This is a genomic window from Ruegeria sp. AB10, from assembly GCF_056542745.1.
Map to the genome: position 1 here is coordinate 1 of NZ_JBQGAI010000003.1, position 18,625 is coordinate 18,625.

Annotated in this window: 20 protein-coding genes and 1 tRNA gene; 12 read left to right on the top strand and 9 right to left on the bottom strand. The window is 60.4% G+C overall.

Annotated features, from left to right (window positions below; translation table 11 throughout):
- Positions 1 to 293 precede the first annotated feature (293 nt).
- Positions 294 to 908 carry a protein-methionine-sulfoxide reductase heme-binding subunit MsrQ gene (msrQ, locus tag ACR0NT_RS07400; RefSeq protein ID WP_170447225.1) on the bottom strand — a complete coding sequence of 205 codons (615 nt, stop codon included), beginning with the start codon at positions 906 to 908 and terminating at the stop codon, positions 294 to 296.
- A 4-nt stretch (positions 909 to 912) separates the two neighbouring features.
- A complete protein-coding gene (gene msrP, locus ACR0NT_RS07405; RefSeq protein WP_170674283.1) occupies positions 913 to 1,815 on the bottom strand; it encodes a protein-methionine-sulfoxide reductase catalytic subunit MsrP in 903 nt (300 codons plus the stop codon).
- 246 nt (positions 1,816 to 2,061) lie between these two features.
- Between msrP and ACR0NT_RS07410 the strand changes: the two genes are divergently transcribed.
- The 3 genes from ACR0NT_RS07410 to ACR0NT_RS07420 all read left to right on the top strand — a co-directional run bounded on the left by ACR0NT_RS07410 (position 2,062) and on the right by ACR0NT_RS07420 (position 4,976).
- The gene (locus ACR0NT_RS07410) at positions 2,062 to 3,024 is read left to right on the top strand and encodes a hypothetical protein (RefSeq protein ID WP_170674285.1); all 963 of its coding nucleotides are present in this window, start codon (positions 2,062 to 2,064) and stop codon (positions 3,022 to 3,024) included.
- A 155-nt stretch (positions 3,025 to 3,179) separates the two neighbouring features.
- Positions 3,180 to 3,995 (top strand): cyclase family protein, encoded by an 816-nt coding sequence (locus ACR0NT_RS07415; protein WP_170674287.1) that lies wholly within the window; start codon positions 3,180 to 3,182, stop codon positions 3,993 to 3,995.
- 60 nt (positions 3,996 to 4,055) lie between these two features.
- Positions 4,056 to 4,976 (top strand): alpha/beta hydrolase, encoded by a 921-nt coding sequence (locus ACR0NT_RS07420; RefSeq protein ID WP_480442839.1) that lies wholly within the window; start codon positions 4,056 to 4,058, stop codon positions 4,974 to 4,976.
- 46 nt (positions 4,977 to 5,022) lie between these two features.
- Here the strand turns inward: ACR0NT_RS07420 and clpB are convergent, their stop codons facing one another.
- Both clpB and ACR0NT_RS07430 read right to left on the bottom strand, forming a co-directional pair.
- Positions 5,023 to 7,641: an ATP-dependent chaperone ClpB gene (clpB, locus tag ACR0NT_RS07425; protein WP_170674291.1), complete on the bottom strand. Its 2,619-nt coding sequence runs from the start codon at positions 7,639 to 7,641 to the stop codon at positions 5,023 to 5,025.
- 126 nt (positions 7,642 to 7,767) lie between these two features.
- Positions 7,768 to 8,088: a hypothetical protein gene (locus tag ACR0NT_RS07430; protein ID WP_170447237.1), complete on the bottom strand. Its 321-nt coding sequence runs from the start codon at positions 8,086 to 8,088 to the stop codon at positions 7,768 to 7,770.
- A gap of 152 nt (positions 8,089 to 8,240) precedes the next feature.
- Here ACR0NT_RS07430 and pyrF point away from each other — a divergent pair, with 152 nt between their 5' ends.
- Both pyrF and ACR0NT_RS07440 read left to right on the top strand, forming a co-directional pair.
- A complete protein-coding gene (pyrF, locus tag ACR0NT_RS07435) occupies positions 8,241 to 8,957 on the top strand; it encodes an orotidine-5'-phosphate decarboxylase (protein ID WP_170447239.1) in 717 nt (238 codons plus the stop codon).
- A gap of 359 nt (positions 8,958 to 9,316) precedes the next feature.
- Positions 9,317 to 10,570 carry a DNA polymerase IV gene (locus ACR0NT_RS07440; protein ID WP_170674293.1) on the top strand — a complete coding sequence of 418 codons (1,254 nt, stop codon included), beginning with the start codon at positions 9,317 to 9,319 and terminating at the stop codon, positions 10,568 to 10,570.
- A gap of 2 nt (positions 10,571 to 10,572) precedes the next feature.
- Here the strand turns inward: ACR0NT_RS07440 and ACR0NT_RS07445 are convergent, their stop codons facing one another.
- Positions 10,573 to 11,433 carry an N-formylglutamate amidohydrolase gene (locus ACR0NT_RS07445; protein WP_170674295.1) on the bottom strand — a complete coding sequence of 287 codons (861 nt, stop codon included), beginning with the start codon at positions 11,431 to 11,433 and terminating at the stop codon, positions 10,573 to 10,575.
- A gap of 150 nt (positions 11,434 to 11,583) precedes the next feature.
- On the opposite strand from ACR0NT_RS07445, the gene ACR0NT_RS07450 reads away from it, so the two are divergent.
- From ACR0NT_RS07450 to ACR0NT_RS07465, 4 genes are all read left to right on the top strand, one after another.
- Positions 11,584 to 11,658: transfer RNA gene (locus ACR0NT_RS07450), tRNA-Val, on the top strand.
- Between the two features lie 90 nt (positions 11,659 to 11,748).
- A complete protein-coding gene (gene ykgO / locus ACR0NT_RS07455) occupies positions 11,749 to 11,874 on the top strand; it encodes a type B 50S ribosomal protein L36 (RefSeq protein ID WP_008755722.1) in 126 nt (41 codons plus the stop codon).
- Between the two features lie 398 nt (positions 11,875 to 12,272).
- Positions 12,273 to 12,566, top strand: a complete 294-nt coding sequence (locus tag ACR0NT_RS07460) for a hypothetical protein (protein ID WP_170447244.1) — start codon at positions 12,273 to 12,275, stop codon at positions 12,564 to 12,566.
- Positions 12,567 to 12,591: 25 nt separating this feature from the next.
- Entirely contained in the window at positions 12,592 to 12,804 is a 213-nt protein-coding gene (locus ACR0NT_RS07465; RefSeq protein ID WP_170674297.1) for a hypothetical protein, read from the top strand.
- Between the two features lie 59 nt (positions 12,805 to 12,863).
- Here the strand turns inward: ACR0NT_RS07465 and ACR0NT_RS07470 are convergent, their stop codons facing one another.
- Entirely contained in the window at positions 12,864 to 13,112 is a 249-nt protein-coding gene (locus ACR0NT_RS07470) for a hypothetical protein (RefSeq protein WP_170447246.1), read from the bottom strand.
- A gap of 760 nt (positions 13,113 to 13,872) precedes the next feature.
- Here ACR0NT_RS07470 and ACR0NT_RS07475 point away from each other — a divergent pair.
- The 3 genes from ACR0NT_RS07475 to ACR0NT_RS07485 all read left to right on the top strand — a co-directional run bounded on the left by ACR0NT_RS07475 (position 13,873) and on the right by ACR0NT_RS07485 (position 16,078).
- Positions 13,873 to 14,889 carry a Fe(3+) ABC transporter substrate-binding protein gene (locus tag ACR0NT_RS07475; protein ID WP_170447248.1) on the top strand — a complete coding sequence of 339 codons (1,017 nt, stop codon included), beginning with the start codon at positions 13,873 to 13,875 and terminating at the stop codon, positions 14,887 to 14,889.
- A 119-nt stretch (positions 14,890 to 15,008) separates the two neighbouring features.
- Complete coding sequence (locus tag ACR0NT_RS07480; protein ID WP_170674299.1) at positions 15,009 to 15,563, top strand: helix-turn-helix transcriptional regulator; 555 nt, start codon at positions 15,009 to 15,011, stop codon at positions 15,561 to 15,563.
- Positions 15,560 to 16,078, top strand: coding sequence for a GNAT family N-acetyltransferase (locus tag ACR0NT_RS07485; RefSeq protein ID WP_170674301.1), 519 nt, complete (start codon positions 15,560 to 15,562; stop codon positions 16,076 to 16,078). The genes ACR0NT_RS07480 and ACR0NT_RS07485 overlap by 4 nt, the downstream gene beginning before the upstream one ends.
- Here the strand turns inward: ACR0NT_RS07485 and ACR0NT_RS07490 are convergent.
- The 3 genes from ACR0NT_RS07490 to ACR0NT_RS07500 all read right to left on the bottom strand — a co-directional run bounded on the left by ACR0NT_RS07490 (position 16,075) and on the right by ACR0NT_RS07500 (position 18,618).
- Positions 16,075 to 16,800: a response regulator gene (locus ACR0NT_RS07490; protein WP_170674303.1), complete on the bottom strand. Its 726-nt coding sequence runs from the start codon at positions 16,798 to 16,800 to the stop codon at positions 16,075 to 16,077. The genes ACR0NT_RS07485 and ACR0NT_RS07490 overlap by 4 nt on opposite strands.
- 95 nt (positions 16,801 to 16,895) lie before the next feature.
- On the bottom strand, positions 16,896 to 18,140 hold the full coding sequence (locus tag ACR0NT_RS07495) for a molybdopterin molybdotransferase MoeA (protein ID WP_170447256.1): 1,245 nt from the start codon (positions 18,138 to 18,140) through the stop codon (positions 16,896 to 16,898).
- Positions 18,133 to 18,618, bottom strand: coding sequence for a plastocyanin/azurin family copper-binding protein (locus tag ACR0NT_RS07500; RefSeq protein ID WP_170447258.1), 486 nt, complete (start codon positions 18,616 to 18,618; stop codon positions 18,133 to 18,135). The genes ACR0NT_RS07495 and ACR0NT_RS07500 overlap by 8 nt, the downstream gene beginning before the upstream one ends.
- Between the last annotated feature and the right edge of the window lie 7 nt (positions 18,619 to 18,625).

Sequence of the window (18,625 nt, forward strand, 5' to 3'; positions counted from 1 at the left end):
CAAGATGCCCACCGTCTCTCCGATGCGTCTCAACCGTCTCTCCGGCCCGTCTCCATCGTCTCTCCGATGCGTCAGCACCGCCTCAGCAGCGCCGGTGAAGGGGGTTCTAAGTATAACCAGCACTAGCCGCAAGCAGAAAAATCGAGAAACTAGCAAAAAACCGCAAAATCAATTTTTTATCAAACAAAACAACATGTTGAATTGTGTCAGATTGAGCCAATCACGCATTCCCGTACAGGCCCTACCCCGAATCTCGGCTTTTGCACAGGGTTACCCACAGACTCGGCGACGAGTCAGGCGGAATCGGCCTCACGCGGCCGAGTCAGCAGGCCTGCAAACGGAAGACGCAGCAGCAACAGGCCAACGATCAGGGACAAATAGACCAGCGGCTCGATCTGAAATCCCTTGGCCAGCATGACATAGTGCACCCCTCCCAACACTGCCGCCGGGAAGACCAGCCGCTGCAGGCTGCGCCATCGGGGGCCCAGCTTGCGCACAGACAGATTGTTGGACGTCACCGCCAGCGGCAACATCAGGACAAACGCGGCCATGCCAACCGTTATATAGGGACGTTTGAGAATATCGGCCCAGATTTGGCTGGGCACCTGCACATCCAGAACCAGCCACACCAGCAGATGCAGAGTGACATAGGTGAATGTCAGCACACCAAGAGCCCGGCGAAACTTGAGCAGGTTCAGCCCAAGCAATCGCCGCAGCGGGGAAATCGCCAGCACGGCAATCAACAACTGCAGCGCCAACTCTCCGTACCGGTGTTCCAGCGCCTCGATCGGCTCAACGCCCAAACCGCCGGTCAGGGCCTGATAGAACAGCCACGGGGCCGGAAGCACCCCCAGCAGATATACCGCCCAGACGGGGATGCGGCGCAATATCTGATTCAACCGCTGCATGGGTTTAATAGTATTCCGACAGATCCATACCTTCGTACAGGCCTGCGACCTCTTTCTCATACCCATTATACATCAGGGTCGGGATCCGCTTGGCAAAAAGGCCACCACCAATCTGACGTTCCGAGGCCTGCGACCAGCGCGGATGATCCACGTTCGGGTTCACATTACTATAAAAGCCATATTCGCGCGGGTTGGACATGTTCCAGCTGGTGGGCGGTTCGACATCCGTCAGGGTGATCCGCACAATCGACTTGATCGACTTGAAGCCGTATTTCCATGGCACCACCAAACGCAGAGGCGCGCCGTTCTGGTTCGGGATCGGACGGCCGTAGATACCGGTGGCCATGATCGTCAGCGGGTGCATCGCCTCATCCAGACGCAGGCCTTCGCGATAGGGCCAGTCCAGAATCGGATACTGCACGCCCGGCATCTCATCGGGTATCAGGGCGGTTTCAAAGGCCACGTATTTGGCGCTGTCCTGCACACCTGCCATGTTCAGCAGATCGGCCAGCTCGAACCCGTTCCACGGGATCACCATCGACCAGGCCTCGACACAGCGGAATCGATAGATGCGCTCCTCGACCGTCATCTCGGACATGATATCCCTGAAATCGTAATCGCCGGGATTGTCGACCAGCCCGTCGATCTTGACGCTCCATGGTTCGGTGGTCAGGGCACCGGCATATTTGGCCGGATCTTCCTTGCGGGTCCCGAACTCATAAAAGTTGTTGTACGAGGTGATCTCTTCCCAGGTGTTCGGCTCCAGTGCCTCCTGCGCAGCAGCCCCCCGCGTCATCCCTGCCAGCCCGACACCCGCCAGCCCGGCCATGACCTGGCGCCGGTTCAGAAACGCCGCCCGTGGGGTGACGTCGGCCTGTGTCAGTGTATTGGTCCAGCGATGCGCCATATATGTCTCCAGTCGTCAAATATCCTCAGAGAGTGAGGTAATCCGCTGATAGCACAGAGCCAAGGAAACAGGCGTCACGATTGAGAGACGAGATTGTAACGTATCAGACACCGCAGCCCGTCGCGGCGATTCCAAAATGACACATTGCCGCCCTGCATTTGACAATCCCTTCTGAAAAGAACTGGCACAGCCTGCGCGGCTTCGATACGTCGACATATAAACGAATACCGATCAGAGATTATTTCAGTGCTGTTTGCCAAAGCCTTCCCTTTGTCCCTGTCCATTTGCTGGCGTCTGGCCGTTGTCCTGCCGGTCATGCTGATCGGTTTGACCCTCTATAACCTGGTCGGCGCCCTGGTCGGGTTTTTGCTGGGCCTCATCTTCCCGCCATTTGCGTTCATTGTGACCTTTTTGATCATGGCCTCTTCCAGCGTCGTTCCGACCCTGCTTGGGACAAGGATGGGGTTGCAGGTCAAAGGCGTGAAGCCCAGCACAGGCATCAAGGGTCTGTTCACCCCTGCGGTGATCTATGGTGCCGTCGAGGGCGTAAGCGTGACGCTTATCATTGGCGTGATCGTTGCGGCATCACTTTTCGTGATTTCACCGGACATTCTGCAACAGAGCGAAGTCGCCGAGCTGGCGCTTGAATATGTCGACCCGACCTGGGCCCTTCCGGGGCTGCTGGGGTTGCTTGCGGTCTTTCTGTCGGTGTGCTCGATCCGGGCCAGCCTGCTTGTGCCGATCACATCCGCCTCGATCGGGCGGGACCCGGACGGTATGCACTATACCCCCTTCCGGCATTTTCGGGCGTCGTTCGGCCCGCTGTTTGCGCTGACGATCTTCAGCTATGTCGGGATGTTCGTCCTGCACGCACTTCTGATCGCGCTGATGATCGCCATGGATTATTTCGGGTCCTTGCAGGCTGAGCTGCAGGAGCTTGAAGACATGACCAAGGGCATGGCCTCGATCCGGCCTCTCTGGTCGCTGCTTGGCCTGTTCGTACTCTACATGCTGATTGGGACATGGGCTTTCAGCCTGCAATGCGCCGGTGGCGTACTGGGGTATCTGCGTTTGCGCGACACGGCTCCGAAATTGGCCGAGGTGATCGAGGCCAATCAAAAGCCCAAAAATGAGCCCGAGGACACCCCACGGATGAGCGCGGATGACCTGCGCGCCCTGCGCAAAAGCCGCCAGGCAGGCCATTACTGAACCCGTCCTGCGCACGCATTTACCGGCGGGGCTGCGGCCATCCCGGGCTTTACAACGCATGCGACAAAAACGCAGGCTGACTCCCAGGTACTGAAGACGAAAAGCGGATGGCCTGCCCATCCCAACAGTTGAAGACCCTCAGAGGGAGAAGACGAATGTGTGACATTTGCGTAATGAACGCCGTCAAGGATCGGATGCTGTCGCGGCGGGACTTCTTCAAAGCCGCTGCTGCCACTGGCGTAGCCGCCGCCGCAACCGGAACCGCCGCGCCCCCGGCGCTGGCCGCAGGTCATAGCGGGGTCGAGGATATGACCCACGCAATCAGCCCCGACTTCCCAACCTTTTTCGGAGAGCCGGGATACGCGACCGAACAGATTTTCAACATCGCGGACCACGGTGTCAACATGCTGCGGATGGTGGTGAACGAACACACCGGCACGCATATTGATGCACCTTTGCATTTCTCGGCAGACGGGGCCTCGGTGGACGAAATCCCGATCTCGGATCTGGTGGCACCGCTCTGTGTCGTGGACATCGCGGCGCGCGCAGCCGAGGACGCAGACACGCTGCTGACACCAGATGACCTGAAGGCGTGGATCTCGGCCAATGGCGATATTCCGGACGGTGCGTGCGTTGCGCTCTATTCCGGCTGGGCCGCCAAGGTCGACAGCGATGCCTATCGCGGATTTGACGGTGAAGCACAGCATTACCCCGGTTTCCACGTCGAGGCCGCGCAGATGCTGATGGAGGAAACCGGCGCGCGGTCGATCGCATCGGACACGCTGTCGTTGGACCACGGCATTTCAAAGGATTTCGCCACGCATTATGCGTGGCTGCCATCCGGCCGCTTCGGGATCGAAAACATGGCCGGTCTGAACCGGGTGCCGGCCGCCGGTGCCACGCTGGTCATCGGCGCGTCCAAACATGTCGGCGGTACGGGCGGTCCGGCGCGGATATTTGCACTGATATAAGGCCGTTTCTGACCCGCCTTTGCAGGCGGGTCTTTTGCCCCCTCTCAAGCTACTACTATGATGAAAGACCATCCCTCCCCCACCTTTGGCCTGATCAGCCCCGAGGCCGAGGCCTTTGCCGCCCAGGCCCCGAGCCGCGATCTGAGCCAGCCTCTGGACGACATTCGGGCCATGTTGCGCAAGGAAAGCGAACGGGGATGCGCGTTGGTGCTTGAAAAAACCGGCGTCACCCTGTCCGAACGGATCATCGCAGGCGTGCACTGCATGGTCATCACGCCGCCAGAGCCGCACGCGGGCCGCAAACTTGTCTATCTGTTCGGCGGCGGGTTCACCTTGGGCAGCCCGTTCGAGGACCTGCCGATTTCCGCCTCACTCGCCGCGAAAACCAGGGCTGTGGTGATTGCACCCCACTACCCGCTGGCCCCGGAACACCCTTACCCGGCCGCGCTTGATGCCTGTACTGCGGTGATCTCTTCGGTTCTGGATGAAACGCCGGGCGCTTGCCTGTGCGGAGAATCCGCTGGCGGCAATCTGGCACTGGCGGCGCTTCACCGCCTGCGTGCATCTCATGGACCGCAGCCAAAGGCGCTGGCCCTGCTGTCGCCGTTTGTCGATGTACTCAACCCCGGAGACAGCGGACAGGCTGACCGCGACCCGTTCCTCAACCAGTCGGAAATCGAGTTTTTCCGGTCCTGCTACGTGCCCCAGAACGCCGACCCGACGCACCCTGACATCTCACCGATCTACGGTCCGTTCGACGCCGATTTTCCGCCCGTCTTCCTGACCAGCGGAACCCGCGATCACCTGCTGAGCGGTTGCGTGCGTCAGTACCACCTCCTGCGCGAGGCGGGTGCGGACTGCACCCTGCGCATTTGGGAGGGCATGTGGCATGTCTTCGAGTTCTACCCGGATATCCCCGAGGCCGATGCGTCCCTGACAGAAATCGCAGAATTCCTGAACCGGCACTTTGCCGGGACATAAGAAAGACCCGCCGAGATGGCGGGTCTTTTTCGTTTTCAGATGTACGTTAATGCACCACGGCATCATCCGGGCGGGGCCGTTCCGACGTCCCCAGCCGATCACCGATGATCAACCCCTCGGCCCCGGCGGTGACAGGAACGGTCTCGCCATCCTTTATCTCACCGGCCAGCAGCGCCTCGGCCAGCGGGTTCTGCAAGGCGCGCTGGATCACGCGTTTCAGCGGGCGGGCCCCAAAGACCGGATCATAGCCTTCGTTCGCCAGCCATTCCTTGGCGCCATCGTCCAAGGCCAGCTCGATCTTGCGGGCGGCCAGACGTTTCTGAAGACGTGCCATCTGAATATCGACGATGCCATCCATGTCGGCCCGCTTGAGACGGTCGAAGATGATGGTCTCGTCCAGACGGTTCAGGAATTCCGGCCGGAAATGCGCCCGAACCGCATCCATCACATCTCGTCGCGCCTGTGCGCTGTCCGCGCCTTCGGGCAACTGGCTGAGCGCTTGAGAGCCGAGGTTCGACGTCAGGATGATCAGCGTCTGCTTGAAGTCCACGGTGCGGCCCTGACCATCGGTCAGAACGCCATCATCCAGAACCTGCAGCAGCACGTTGAACACATCCGGGTGCGCCTTTTCGACCTCGTCAAACAGCACGACCTGATAGGGCCTGCGCCGCACGGCTTCGGTCAGCACACCGCCTTCGTCATAACCGACATAGCCCGGAGGGGCACCGATCAGACGGGCGACCGCGTGTTTCTCCATGAACTCGGACATATCGATGCGGACCATCGCATTGTCGTCGTCGAACAGGAAGTTCGCCACAGCCTTGGTCAACTCGGTCTTACCCACGCCGGTGGGCCCGAGGAATAGGAACGAACCCAGCGGACGGCCTTCATCATTCAGGCCTGCTCGCGCACGGCGCACGGCGTTGGCCACGGCGGTCACCGCCGCATCCTGACCGATGACGCGGGAATGCAGATCGTCTTCCATCCGCAGCAGCTTCTCACGCTCACCTTCCAGCATTTTCGAGGTCGGAATACCAGTCCAGCGTTCGACAACAGAGGCAATCTGTTCCGGGCGCACCGTTTCCTCGGCCATCATGGCGTTGCTTTCGGCGTTCTCAGCCTCGGTCAGCTTTTTCTCAAGTTCGGGGATGACGCCGTAGGACAGCTCACCGGCCTTGGCCAGATTGCCTTCGCGCTTGGCGATCTCCAGATCAGCCCGCGCCTTGTCGAGCTGTTCTTTCAGATCCCGCGCACCGGCGAGCTTATCGCGTTCGGCCTGCCATTGGGCGGTCATCTCGGCGGATTTCTCCTGCAGATCGGCCAGATCCTTTTGCAAGGTGTCCAGACGATCCTTCGATGCCGCGTCATCCTCAAGTTTCAGCGCCTCTTCCTCGATCTGCATCTGCAGAATCTGACGGTCGAGTTGGTCCAACTCCTCCGGCTTGCTATCCACCTCCATCCGCAGACGCGACGCCGCCTCATCAACAAGATCGATGGCTTTGTCGGGCAGGAACCGGTCGGTGATATAGCGATGCGACAGGGTCGCCGCCGAAACCAGCGCCGAGTCGGAAATCCGTACGCCGTGGTGCAGCTCGTACTTTTCCTTGATGCCGCGCAGGATGCTGATCGTGTCCTCGACCGTCGGTTCGGCCACCACTACGGGCTGGAACCGGCGCGCAAGGGCCGCGTCTTTTTCGACGTATTTGCGATACTCATCCAGCGTGGTTGCACCGATACAATGCAGCTCACCCCGGGCAAGCGCAGGCTTGATCAGGTTGGCGGCATCCATCGCGCCGTCGGATTTACCGGCACCAACCAGCGTGTGCATCTCGTCAATGAACAGGATGATCTCACCAGCGGCCTCGGTGACTTCGGTCAGAACGGCTTTGAGGCGTTCTTCGAACTCACCACGGTATTTCGCACCGGCAATCAGCGCGCCCATGTCGAGCGCCAGCAGCTTCTTGTCTTTCAGCGATTCCGGCACGTCACCGTTGATGATGCGCAGGGCCATACCCTCGGCAATCGCGGTTTTACCGACGCCGGGTTCCCCAATCAGAACCGGGTTGTTCTTGGTCCGGCGCGACAGCACCTGCATCGAGCGGCGGATTTCCTCATCCCGCCCGATGATCGGGTCGATCTTGCCCTCAGCCGCAGCCTCAGTCAGGTCGCGCGCGTATTTCTTGAGCGCGTCATAACCTTCCTCGGCGCTCGCGCTGTCAGCGGTGCGACCCTTGCGGATGTCGTTGATCGCCTCGTTCAGTTTCTGTGCGGATACGGCACCGGCCTCCAACGCATCCTTGGCCTTGGATTTCACCATGCACAGCGCCATCAAAACGCGCTCGACCGGTACAAAGCTGTCGCCCGCCTTGGTGGCAATCTTCTGCGCCTCATCCAGAACCTTGGCGGTCTGGCCATCCAGATACACCTGGCTCGCGTCACCGCTGACCTTCGGAATCTTGGCCATGGCGGCATCCAGCGCCTCGACCACGCGGCTGGGCGCGCCGCCCGCGCGTGTGATCAGGTTGCTGGCCAGCCCCTGATCGTCATCCATCAATGCTTTCAATATATGTGTGGGCTCCAGCCTCTGGTGCCCCTCGCGCAGCGCAATGGTCTGCGCCGCCTGCACGAATCCCCGTGCCCGCTCGGTGAACTTGTTTAAGTCCATAGTGGTCTCCTTCTCTAAGCGCCCAGGATGTCTACGCCCGCTTGGCGGCACGTGCTGGTCTGGGCCTCACATTCAATCTGGGAAATATCTTCGTCTGTTCAAGAGGCTAAACCATAGAATCCGAGCTTATCGCCGAGGTACCGAATAGACCGTGTAACCCCCGGTATTCGCCACTTGCCGCGCCCCATACATCTCGACCAAGGACTGTGCCGCTTCACTGCCGGTCGGGCAGGATACAAGGTCCGCCGCATCATCCAGAAAATCTATGGTAAAGGCGGTTTCACCGGTCAGCTGACAATCGTCATCTGTGGACCGGTAGCCGCGTACAAGGCGCAGATCATCATTGGTCGGCGATACCACGAACGTGTCCGCTGCCTCGGTCTCAAGCGGCATGTCCTGACAGGCCGCCAAAACCAGAACGAGCCCCACTACAATCCGTGCTTTCATATTCCCCCCCATCTGAAATACGCATCTGAATGACCGGCACCATAGCACAGTCCGGTTTATGCGGCTTGATTCCCGTCACCCTTCGGTCCCGCATGGACAGACGCGCCCGAACCCGTTAGGACGCAGACGTTTGCCAAAAAGGAGCTTGCCCCATGACCGTTCCCGCGTCCGATGACCGCCTGATTGTTGCCCTTGATGTCCCAAACGCCCTGCAAGGGCTGGCCATGGCCGAGCGGCTGGGCGATGCGGTATCCTTTTACAAGATCGGGCTGGGGATGCTGACCGGAGGCGGGCTGGCCCTGGCCAATGAGCTCAAGCAGGACCACGGCAAGCGCATCTTTCTGGACATGAAGCTGTTCGATATCGGCAATACGGTGGAAAACGCCGTGCGGGGGTTGGCGCAGTTCGATCTGGATTTCCTGACCGTGCATGGCGACCCGCATGTGGTGCGCGCCGCAAAAGAGGGCGCCTCGGGCAAAGACCTTAAGATTCTCGCGGTGACCATCCTGACCTCGCTGAACCGCGACGACCTGGATGCCAGCCTGCTGAAACAGGGCGACGTGCAGGATCTGGTGGTCGAACGTGCGGCCCGCGCGCTTGAGGCCGGGGCCGATGGCGTCATCGCCAGCCCGCAAGAAGCCGCCCTGATCCGCGCCCTGCCGCAAGCCGAGGGCCGTCTGATCGTCACCCCCGGCGTCCGCCCCGCAGGGGCTGCTTTGGGCGATCAGAAACGCGTTGCAACCCCGGCCAGCGCCATTGGCGACGGTGCAGATCACATCGTTGTCGGACGCCCGATCTATCAGGCAGAGGACCCGAAAGCGGCGGCGCAGGCGGTTCTTGACGAGTTAAATTCCTTGACACAGCACTGAGGCACCCCGCCAAATCGGCGGGTTCTTGCGCCCAAAAGCGCCGCCAACCAGTTGACCTTGCGTCACTTTCCCGTTGATCCGCGCCAAATCGTCCCTGTGCCTAAAAACACACATGAAAAACTCGAGATTTCCTTCTGTGACCTGGGTCCTATCGAAATCGGTGGTTTTGCGCGATTCTGGGGCTGTGATACTCCCCGCGGACCATCTCTTCCTGAGGTCCGTCACCTCCCCCCGCCACTTTGCGGGGGGTCTTCTTTAGGACAGCGTTGTGACCTTTGCACCCGCCGGCACTTTGCGCCGCAGCCGGGGCTGGTATAAGTAAGCCGCTGACTGGATCGCACGGAAGGCGGGAACATTACATGCCCGGTCTCTGCCGAGATTGCCTGACCACTTTGACCGATGAACGGCGCTGCCCTGCCTGCGGCAGCCCGCGGGTAAAGACACATCCGGAACTGTTCGACCTGTCCATCGCACATATGGATTGCGACGCCTTTTATGCCTCGGTCGAGAAACGCGACAATCCGGAGCTGACCGACAAGCCGGTGATCATTGGCGGCGGCAAGCGGGGCGTTGTGTCCACCGCCTGCTACGTCGCCCGCATTCGCGGTGTCCGGTCGGCCATGCCGATGTTCAAGGCCCTGCAACTGTGCCCCGAGGCGGTGGTGATCAAGCCGCGCATGTCGGTCTATGCCGAAGTCTCGCGCGAGATCCGCAAGATGATGGATGAGCTGACCCCTGTGGTCGAGCCGCTGTCGCTGGACGAGGCCTTCATGGACTTGTCCGGCACACAGCGCCTGCACGGTGCGCCACCTGCCGTAATGCTGGCACGGCTGGTGAAGCGGATGAAGGATGAGCTGGGCGTGACCGGCTCGATCGGGCTGTCGCACAACAAGTTTCTGGCCAAGGTGGCCTCGGATCTGGACAAGCCGCGCGGGTTTTCGGTGATCGGTCAGGCGGAAACGGCGGATTTCCTGTATGACAAGCCGGTACGGCTGATTTGGGGCATTGGCCCGGCCGCACAGGAATCGCTGGACCGCGCCGGTATCCGCAGCTTTTCCGACCTGCTGCGCTGGGATCAGGAGGCGCTGACCGCGCGGTTCGGGTCGATGGGATACCGCCTGTGGCATCTGGCCCGCGGGCAGGACAAGCGGCGTGTCTCGGCGCATGAGCCGATGAAGTCGATCAGCAACGAGACCACGTTTTTCGAAGACACCGCCAGCCTGGACATTCTGGACGGTCACTTGTGGCGGATGTCGGAAAAGGTTGCCGATCGCGCCAAGGCCAAAGCTCTGGCCGGGCGGGTCGTCACGCTGAAACTGAAACGCGCCAATCACAAGATCATCACCCGCCGCCTGTCCCTGCGGGACGCGACGCAGATCGCCGACCGAATCTATCGCACCGCCCGAGGGCTGTTCGATCAGGTCGGGGATCAAGGCCCCTACCGCCTGCTGGGTGTTGGCCTGTCCGATCTGTGCCCCGAGGATCAGGCAGACATCTCCGGCGACCTGCTGGACCCCGGCGCCACCCAGAGATCACAGGCCGAGCGCGCCACCGATGAAATCCGGCGTCGTTTCGGTAGCGATGCGATTGTTAAGGGCCGGGCTCTGCGCTGAGGTCACTCGGCGGCCAGACGCAGAGAACCCTCGCCGATACCGGCGATGTCCCGGATGACCGCGCGCAATATCTCCTGAAACGCGGCAAAGTTCTCATTCGGCTCGATTCGGGCCTCATCCATATACAGCGCCCGGTCGATCTCGATCTGCACCGCGTGCTGATCACGGGTGGGGCGGCCATAGGTCTGGGTCACGTATGCCCCGGCAAAAGGCGTGTTGCGCGCCACGCTCAGCCCGGCGGCAACAAAAGCCGCTTCGATCCGGTCCACCACTTCAACCGAAGCCGACGCCCCGAACCTGTCACCCAGCACCACATCCGGTCGTCTGGTCCTTGGGTTGCTGACCATGGCAACGGCCTCATGCGGCATCGAATGACAATCGACCAGGATTGCCTGCCCGAATGCGTCATGCGATTCGGCGAGCAGGGATTTGATGCGGGCATGATAGGGCCGCCAGCAGGTGTCGATACGCAGGCGGGCCTCATCCATCGTCAGCTTACCGCGGTAAATCGCACGCCCGTTGGCAACCACGCGGGGAATCACCCCCAGCCCCGAGGCCACACGCGGGTTATGCCCGGACCGGCGCGCACCCTGAATCAGCGCCGGGTCCAGCTCCTCGGCGCTGCGGTTCAGGTCCAGATAGGCGCGCGGCATCACCGCCGAGATCATCGGCGCGCCAAAATCGGCCGCTGCGGAAAACAGCTGATCCACAAAGGCATCTTCCGAGGATCGAATCACATTCTCGCTCAGAACCGTGCGATTGAGCATCGATTCAGGGTAGTTCCGACCACTATGCGGAGAGGAAAACACCACGCAGGACGTGCGGCTGGCGGGCATATCCAATACATAGGGCGTATTCTGCATGATGACTCCTTGTTCGGTTTCAACATAGACCGGAAAATAGTTCTACCAAACCCCTTGAACCCCTTTGCGACTCCTTTTATAGACCCCGCTACCGGCGCGGGGTTCCGCGCCCCATTTCGTTATGGGGCAGGGCAACGCAAAGGTTTAAGTGGGCGGTTAGCTCAGCGGTAGAGCACTTCGTTGACATCGAAGGGGTCACAAGTTCGATCCTTGTACCGCCCACCATCGTTTCGCTGTTCCGGGGGTCCGGGACACCCGCTAACCCAGGCGCTGGCCACGTCTTTGATGAAGGCGCCGCAGATTGGAGACAGACCAATGAAGGTCAAGAACTCGCTCCGCTCGCTCAAGAACCGGCACCGCGACTGCCGGATTGTGCGTCGCAAAGGCCGCGTCTACGTGATCAACAAGACGCAGCGCAAGTTCAAAGCTCGTCAGGGCTGAGAACTGCACATAGCCGTTTAAAGAAACCGCGCCTTCGGGTGCGGTTTTTTTGTTGGAATGCCTGTCGTGCAGGCCAAGCAGATTCTCCTGAGCACTGACATCTTATTCGGCCGGTTCACAAGATCGCCTCGGGTAAGAGCAACCCGCTTGCCTGAGCTAGGCCGCAGAGCGCCCGCGCACCTTTTTCCAGCGATCAGCACCAAAAGGCCATGAGGTCAGACCTGCGAAATCCGAAGCTGCAAAACGCGCCATAGGGCCGGATGTGTCGGGATAGTGGCAGCCGGGAAACAACTGATGATTGTTTCCCGGACCCCAATTGATCGCAGCAAGAACTCGAATAGTGTGCCCTGCAGACGCAACTGTAAGCTGTTGTAGTTTAATAAAAAAGGAGAGTACGGATGGCTGAAAAGGAAATGGGGTTCGACCTGAAAAACCTGAGCCCCAAAGGCAAGGTGATTCTGGCGGGTATTTGTGGCGTGATTTTTGCATTACCGATGAGTTACTACTTTCAGTCGGATTGGGATTTTGGACACATACGTTTCGGTGACTACCTAATCTATCTGCTCACTGACCCCGGACTCATAAGTATGAAGGGTGGTTTGGGTCCGGTGTTCCTTGCAATGTTCATATTTGGCGGGGGGGCTGCCGGGGCGGCCTACTACCTGACAAAAAATCAAACCACGACCGAGTAAAAGACATTGTGCCGGGGCGGGTGAATTGCCCGCCCCTGTTGTCCACGCCGAGATACTGCGTTTGCAAAACAAAGGTCTCGAGATGATCGCGGCCTTTATGTGGTTTCATGAAATGGAAAATGGGCACTACGTGACGCTCGCCGAGGAAACCTGTGAAATGTTCAGCGCCGCTCTTTTCGGAGCTTGCGGGCTGAAACAAATTGCGCTGGCGTCCGGGCCGTCAGCTCCAGTTGAATAAGCCACAAGACCGCGGGGCCGTATTGTATTGCAGCGCCTCCTCCGGTCTTCGGTCAGGACTTAGCCTCTGGGCGTTGTGAGCAACGGTACCGCAGGGACAATTCTGACAGCCTGCGTCCCGTTTGCACGCTCACAAACATAAATCACATGTGGCGTCCGCTCTGCGTTCCCTGCGCGAATAAAGTCTACAAAGTGTTCGCCGCCTGCAGTGGCACATGCGGTTTTCCAATTTGCGATGTCCTGCTCTTCCGTCATCGACCAGCTCAGGCCGGGAAGGATGGTTAGCGCAATTGCCAGAAGGTTTTTCATGATCGTTACCCTATTTACTCTCAAACACTCGTTTATTTACTCCCCGCTCGCACGATCGGAGACGGTCGATTGCGGGTCAACCCACCCGTATTACTGCAACATCAGATACCCGCACGAGGGACGTGTCATTTGACTCGGTTGTGTGTTGGGATATCCAGCCTGCCAACAGAGGTGCTTTGTTGGCCTGATCGGAAAAGTTCAACTCAGGGGAACGCTCATTCGCAAGATTCGAAGGTAAGCTTTTGCCCGCAAGGTTCAAAGCGGCCTGCAATCCGGTGCGGCCTTGATCAAGCCCCTGCGAACACACAGCGCCTGACGCTGCACGGGCCGGAATAAAAAACTCGATACTCACTTCACAACACTTTCTTACTCGTTGAACGCCCAACACCCGACGTTACCAACCCACTACATATAGTATCCCTTGTAAATGAATGTGACGAATTTATGTCTGAAACCCGGGGTCGCGCGGATTTACCATAAAGTTTACGTGTCTTGGTAAATACAAACCCTGGACCAAATCCGCGTTGACGCTCTTGGGTCCCTTCTGGATACCCTTATACACATGGCAGGCTTTCACGGAACGCGCTTGTGGCAGCCGCTACCAACCCAACCCTCAAGCGGTTCGCGCACTTGGCGCCACCAGACAGCGACCATTTGACCAACTAATTTTGTCGGATTTCCTTGCATCCCCCTCGGAATCGTATCATTGACCGTTTCAGTCAGAAATATTCTGCCACAGCTTTCAAAGTTGGGAGACATGATGCTGAAATCCTCTACCTGCGTTGCCGCCGCCCTGACGGCCCTGATCGCAACCTCTGCCGCTGCCGAGGGGGAACTGAACCTCTATTCCTCGCGCCATTACGACACCGACGAAAACCTGTACGGTGATTTCGAAAAGGCGACCGGTATCACCATCAACCGCATCGAGGGCAAGGCCGATGAGCTGATCGCCCGGATGGAAGCCGAAGGGGCAAACTCGCCCGCAGACATCCTGCTGACCGTCGACACCTCGCGTCTGGCGCGCGCCAAGAATGCGGGCATCCTGCAATCGGTCGACAGCGCCGTTCTGGAAGAGCGTATACCCGCCAACCTGCAGGACACCGATAATGAGTGGTTCGGCTTTTCCCAGCGCGGCCGCATCATCTTTTTCGACAAGGAAAACGTGGCCAATCCGCCAGCCACCTATGCCGATCTGGCCAAGCCGGAATACAAGGGCCTGATCTGCATCCGGTCGTCCAGCAACACCTATAACCAGACCCTGCTGGCCTCGATCATCACCCACGAAGGCCCCGAGGCCGCCAAGGCCTGGGCCGAAGGCATCGTCGCCAACATGGCGCGCGACCCGCAGGGCGGCGACACCGACCAGCTGCGCGGCATCGTTTCGGGTGAGTGCGACATCGCCGTGTCGAACACCTATTACTTTGCCCGCGCCATCCGCAAAGACGTCAAAGGCGTGTCCGCTGACATCGACTCGATTGGCTGGGTCTTCCCCAACCAGGACAGCACCGGCGCGCATATGAACCTGTCAGGCGCAGGTGTGGCCGCGAACGCTCCGAACAAGGAAAACGCGATCCTGTTCCTGGAATACCTAGCCAGCGACTCGGCCCAGAAATACTTCTCGGCGGGCAATGACGAATTCCCGGCGGTCGAAGGCGTGGAACTTGTGGACTCGGTCAAGGCACTGGGTGAGTTCAAGGCCGATGAGGTGAACCTGTCCGAGGTCGCCAAGAACCTGCCCGAGGCGCAGAAAATCTTCAACGAAGTTGGCTGGAACTGATCCGGACAACAATCCAAATCAAAGGACAGGGCGCAGAGGCTTCTGCGCCCTTTCTTGTTGCGCAACATTTACTTTTAATCAATAATCCCAAAAATGAATAACTTTCCCGTATCTGATCTATGCTGGACGATCTTTCAAACCGCCTTGCCAACCGTCTGAACGAACTTCGCCGGGGTCATGGTTGGTCGCTGGACCAATTGGCCGAGCGCAGCGGTGTCAGCCGGGCCACCCTCTCGCGGATGGAAAAGGGGGATGTCAGCCCCACCGCGGAAACACTGGGGCGGTTGTGTGCGGCCTATGGCCTGCCGATGTCCCGCCTGCTGATGATGGTCGAGGACAGTTTCGACCCGCGCGTACCCTTCGAGCGGCAACCGGAATGGTGCGATCCCGAAACCGGGTTTACCCGCCGGTCGGTGTCTCCGCCGGCCACCGGTCTCAGCGCCGAGGTTCTGGAAGGCCATCTACCACCCGGCACGGTGATTACCTATGACACGCCGCCCAAGCCCGGGCAGGAACATCACCTGATCATGCTGGACGGCGCCCTGACGCTTACGGTGGACGGGGTCGCGCATGACCTGAATGGCGGCGATTGCCTGCGCTATCATCTGTCCGGCCCGACCCGGTTCGAAACCACACCCGCCCGCGGGGCGCGGTATCTGCTGGTGCTGATATGATCGTACGTCTGGACAACAGCGGTTTTGACGGCGCCCTGGACGATCTGACGGACATCCTGCACGCCTGCGTGCAGGATGGTGCAAGCATCGGGTTCATCCACCCCTTCCCGCCGGATCAGGCCCGCTCCTATTGGCAGAACCGGGTGCGGCCGGACTTGCAGACCGGCGCGCTGGAGCTGTTCGTGGCCCGCAACAGCGGGCGTGTGCTGGGCACGGTGCAGTTGATCCCGGCGGCGATGCCCAACCAACCGCATCGCGCCGATGTGGCCAAGCTGCTGGTGCACCCAAAGGCCCGGCGCCGGGGGCTAGCGCGTGCTTTGATGGCCGCGCTGCAGGACCGCGCCATCCAACTGGGCCGGACGCTGCTGGTGCTGGATACGCGCAGCTCTGACCCATCGCGCATCCTGTACCAAAACATGGGATTCCAGATCGCCGGAGAGATTCCGAACTATTGCCGCAACCCGTTCGAAAACCAGTTGGAGCCTACGACATACATGTTCAAGGACCTCAGCTAGGCCGAACTTTTGCGCACATTGGCGGCAAAGCAATAACCGATGCCATGCACCGTCTTGATAAAGGTCGGCGCGGCGGGGTCGGGCTCGATCTTCTTGCGCAGCCTTGCCACATGCACGTCGATGGTTCGGTCGCCCACAATGGTCTCACGCCCGCGCGCCTTGTCCAGCAACTGATCGCGTGAGAACACCATGTGCGGGTTCGTCACAAAAGCCAGCAGCACATCGAATTCCGTGGTCGTCAGAGGCGTGGCCTCGGACGCTCCGGTTGCCATCAGGGTGCGTTCATTCACATTCAACACCCAATCGCCGAACTTGACCTGAGACGTCTCGGCCCCATTGGCGCCTTTCTCTTCGGGGCGGGCGCGGCGCAGAACGGTGCGGATGCGGGCCAGCACCTCGCGCGCCTCAAACGGTTTGGTGATGTAGTCATCGGCCCCGAACTCCAACCCGACGACCCGGTCAAAGATCTCATCCCGGCCGGACAGAACGATAATCGGAATGTCGGAACTCACCCGCAACTCGCGCGTGATGTCGAACCCGTTGCGCCCGGGCAGGCCGATATCCAGCAGGACCAGGTCGATCTCGGATTTCTCCAGAATCGCGTCCATCGCATTGCCGTCTGCGGCACAGCTGACCCGGCACCCCTGTTTTTCAAGGTAGCGCTGCAGAAACGAAGTGATCTGCGGGTCATCATCGACGACAAGGATATGTTCTTTAACCATAATCGAGTCCAGGCGGGCGTGTTGAGCTGGTGCAGAACCGTTGTAGCCGCTGCCGCCCGGCTGTTGCAAGAATGCGGCTGGCCTGTTCATCGCGGTCAGAACCGCAGAAACTGCAGCCCATGGCCCTGCGGCAGCGCCTCGGTTTCAGCCGGGATGATGGCCAGGCCATCCGCCTGCGCCAGCAACGCAACCCGGCCGCTATAGGACGGTGCCATCAGGCGCAGCCGGGGGGTGCCATCGGGCGATGTACCCTCGATCACAACGGGCCGGTATTCCTGACGTCCGGCGCGACGCTCCAGCGGTTCGGCCAGAACCGCCTGTTCCGGCGCATGCGGAGCGTGGTGGAGACCGGCCCGGCGCGCCATCATATGCGACCCGATGATCTGCCATGTCACATAAGCCGAGACCGGATTGCCCGGCAGCCCGACATAAAGCGCATTGCCCCGGCGGCCGAACATGATCGGTTTACCCGGCTTCATTGCCACCTTCATTACATCGGTCTGGCCACCGATTTCGGCAAACAGGCGCGGCATGTGGTCTTCATCGCCGACCGATACACCGCCGGTTGTGATGATCAGATCCGAGGTTTCGCAGGCCTCGCGCAGGACCTGTTCCAGCAGCGCCGGCTTGTCCTCGACCGGGCCGCGGTCGGTCAGGTCGATCCACGGCTTGTCCAGCAGCGCCAGCAGCATATAGCGGTTCGAGTTGTAGATCTGGCCCGGGCCAAGGGGTTCACCGGGCTGACGCAGTTCGCTGCCGGTCGAGAAGATGGTGACCTTGAGCTTGCGGTAGACTTTGACTTCTCCGTATCCCGACGAGGCCAGCGCGGCGGCTTCGCGCGCGGTGATCTCGCAACCGCGCCGCAGGATGGGCGCGCCGGCTTGCAGGTCTTCGCCTGCGCGGCGGATGTGCTGGCCGGGTTTGGGGCGGCGGCTGAAACGGATGCGGTCGGGGGTCGCGTCGCAATCTTCCTGCATCAGCACCGCATCAAACTCGGGCGGCACCGGCGCGCCGGTGAAGATGCGCAGGGCGCTGCCTTGGGGCGCATCATGCACGCCGCTGTCTCCGGCTGCGATGCGCCCGGCGACGGGCAGCTCAAACAGCGGCCCCTCACCCAGATCGGCGGTTCGGAGCACATAGCCGTCCATCGCCGAATTATCGAAGGCGGGCATATCGACCTTGCTGGTGCAATCCTCGGCCAGTACCCGACCGATGGCCTGCGTCAGCGGCAGCGTTTCGGTGTCCGTGAGGGGGTCAGCAACGGACAGCCCGCGCCGCAGCGCGTCGTCGACGGTCAGGTACATATGGGCGTGGCGGTCGCAGGCGCATCCATCAGCCATTTTGGGCCTCCATATAGGCGAAGAGTTCTTCGAAACCGGCCTGCTCGGCCTCACCCAGCTTGGGCAGGTAGGCCTTGGCCTCTTCGAGGTTCGAACTGGGGTCGCCGACCACCAGCAGCATGACCATGCCGTGGCGGCCATGTACGCGGCAGCGGATGCCATAGACACCCTCTTTCTCGAAGGTCAGGTCCATCTCGGGCTTGCCGCGAATCTCAAAGCTGCGCGCGCCGACGGGGATCATACGGGTGATGGCGGTCACGGTATGCCGCCCGGTCGAGCCCTTGAAGCGCACGGTTGCGCCTGCGGGGACGTGCAGGAACTTGGGCTCGAACCGGAAGGCGTGGGCCGGAGTGTCGGCGTTCAGGTCGATGATCTGGTGCACCACCGCGACCTCGGGAATGTCCTCGGCCTGCGCGGCGGGGCCAAAGGCCATGGCGCCCGCCAGAATCGCTGCACTCAGTTTCAGCGAAATGTTCATCTGTCCC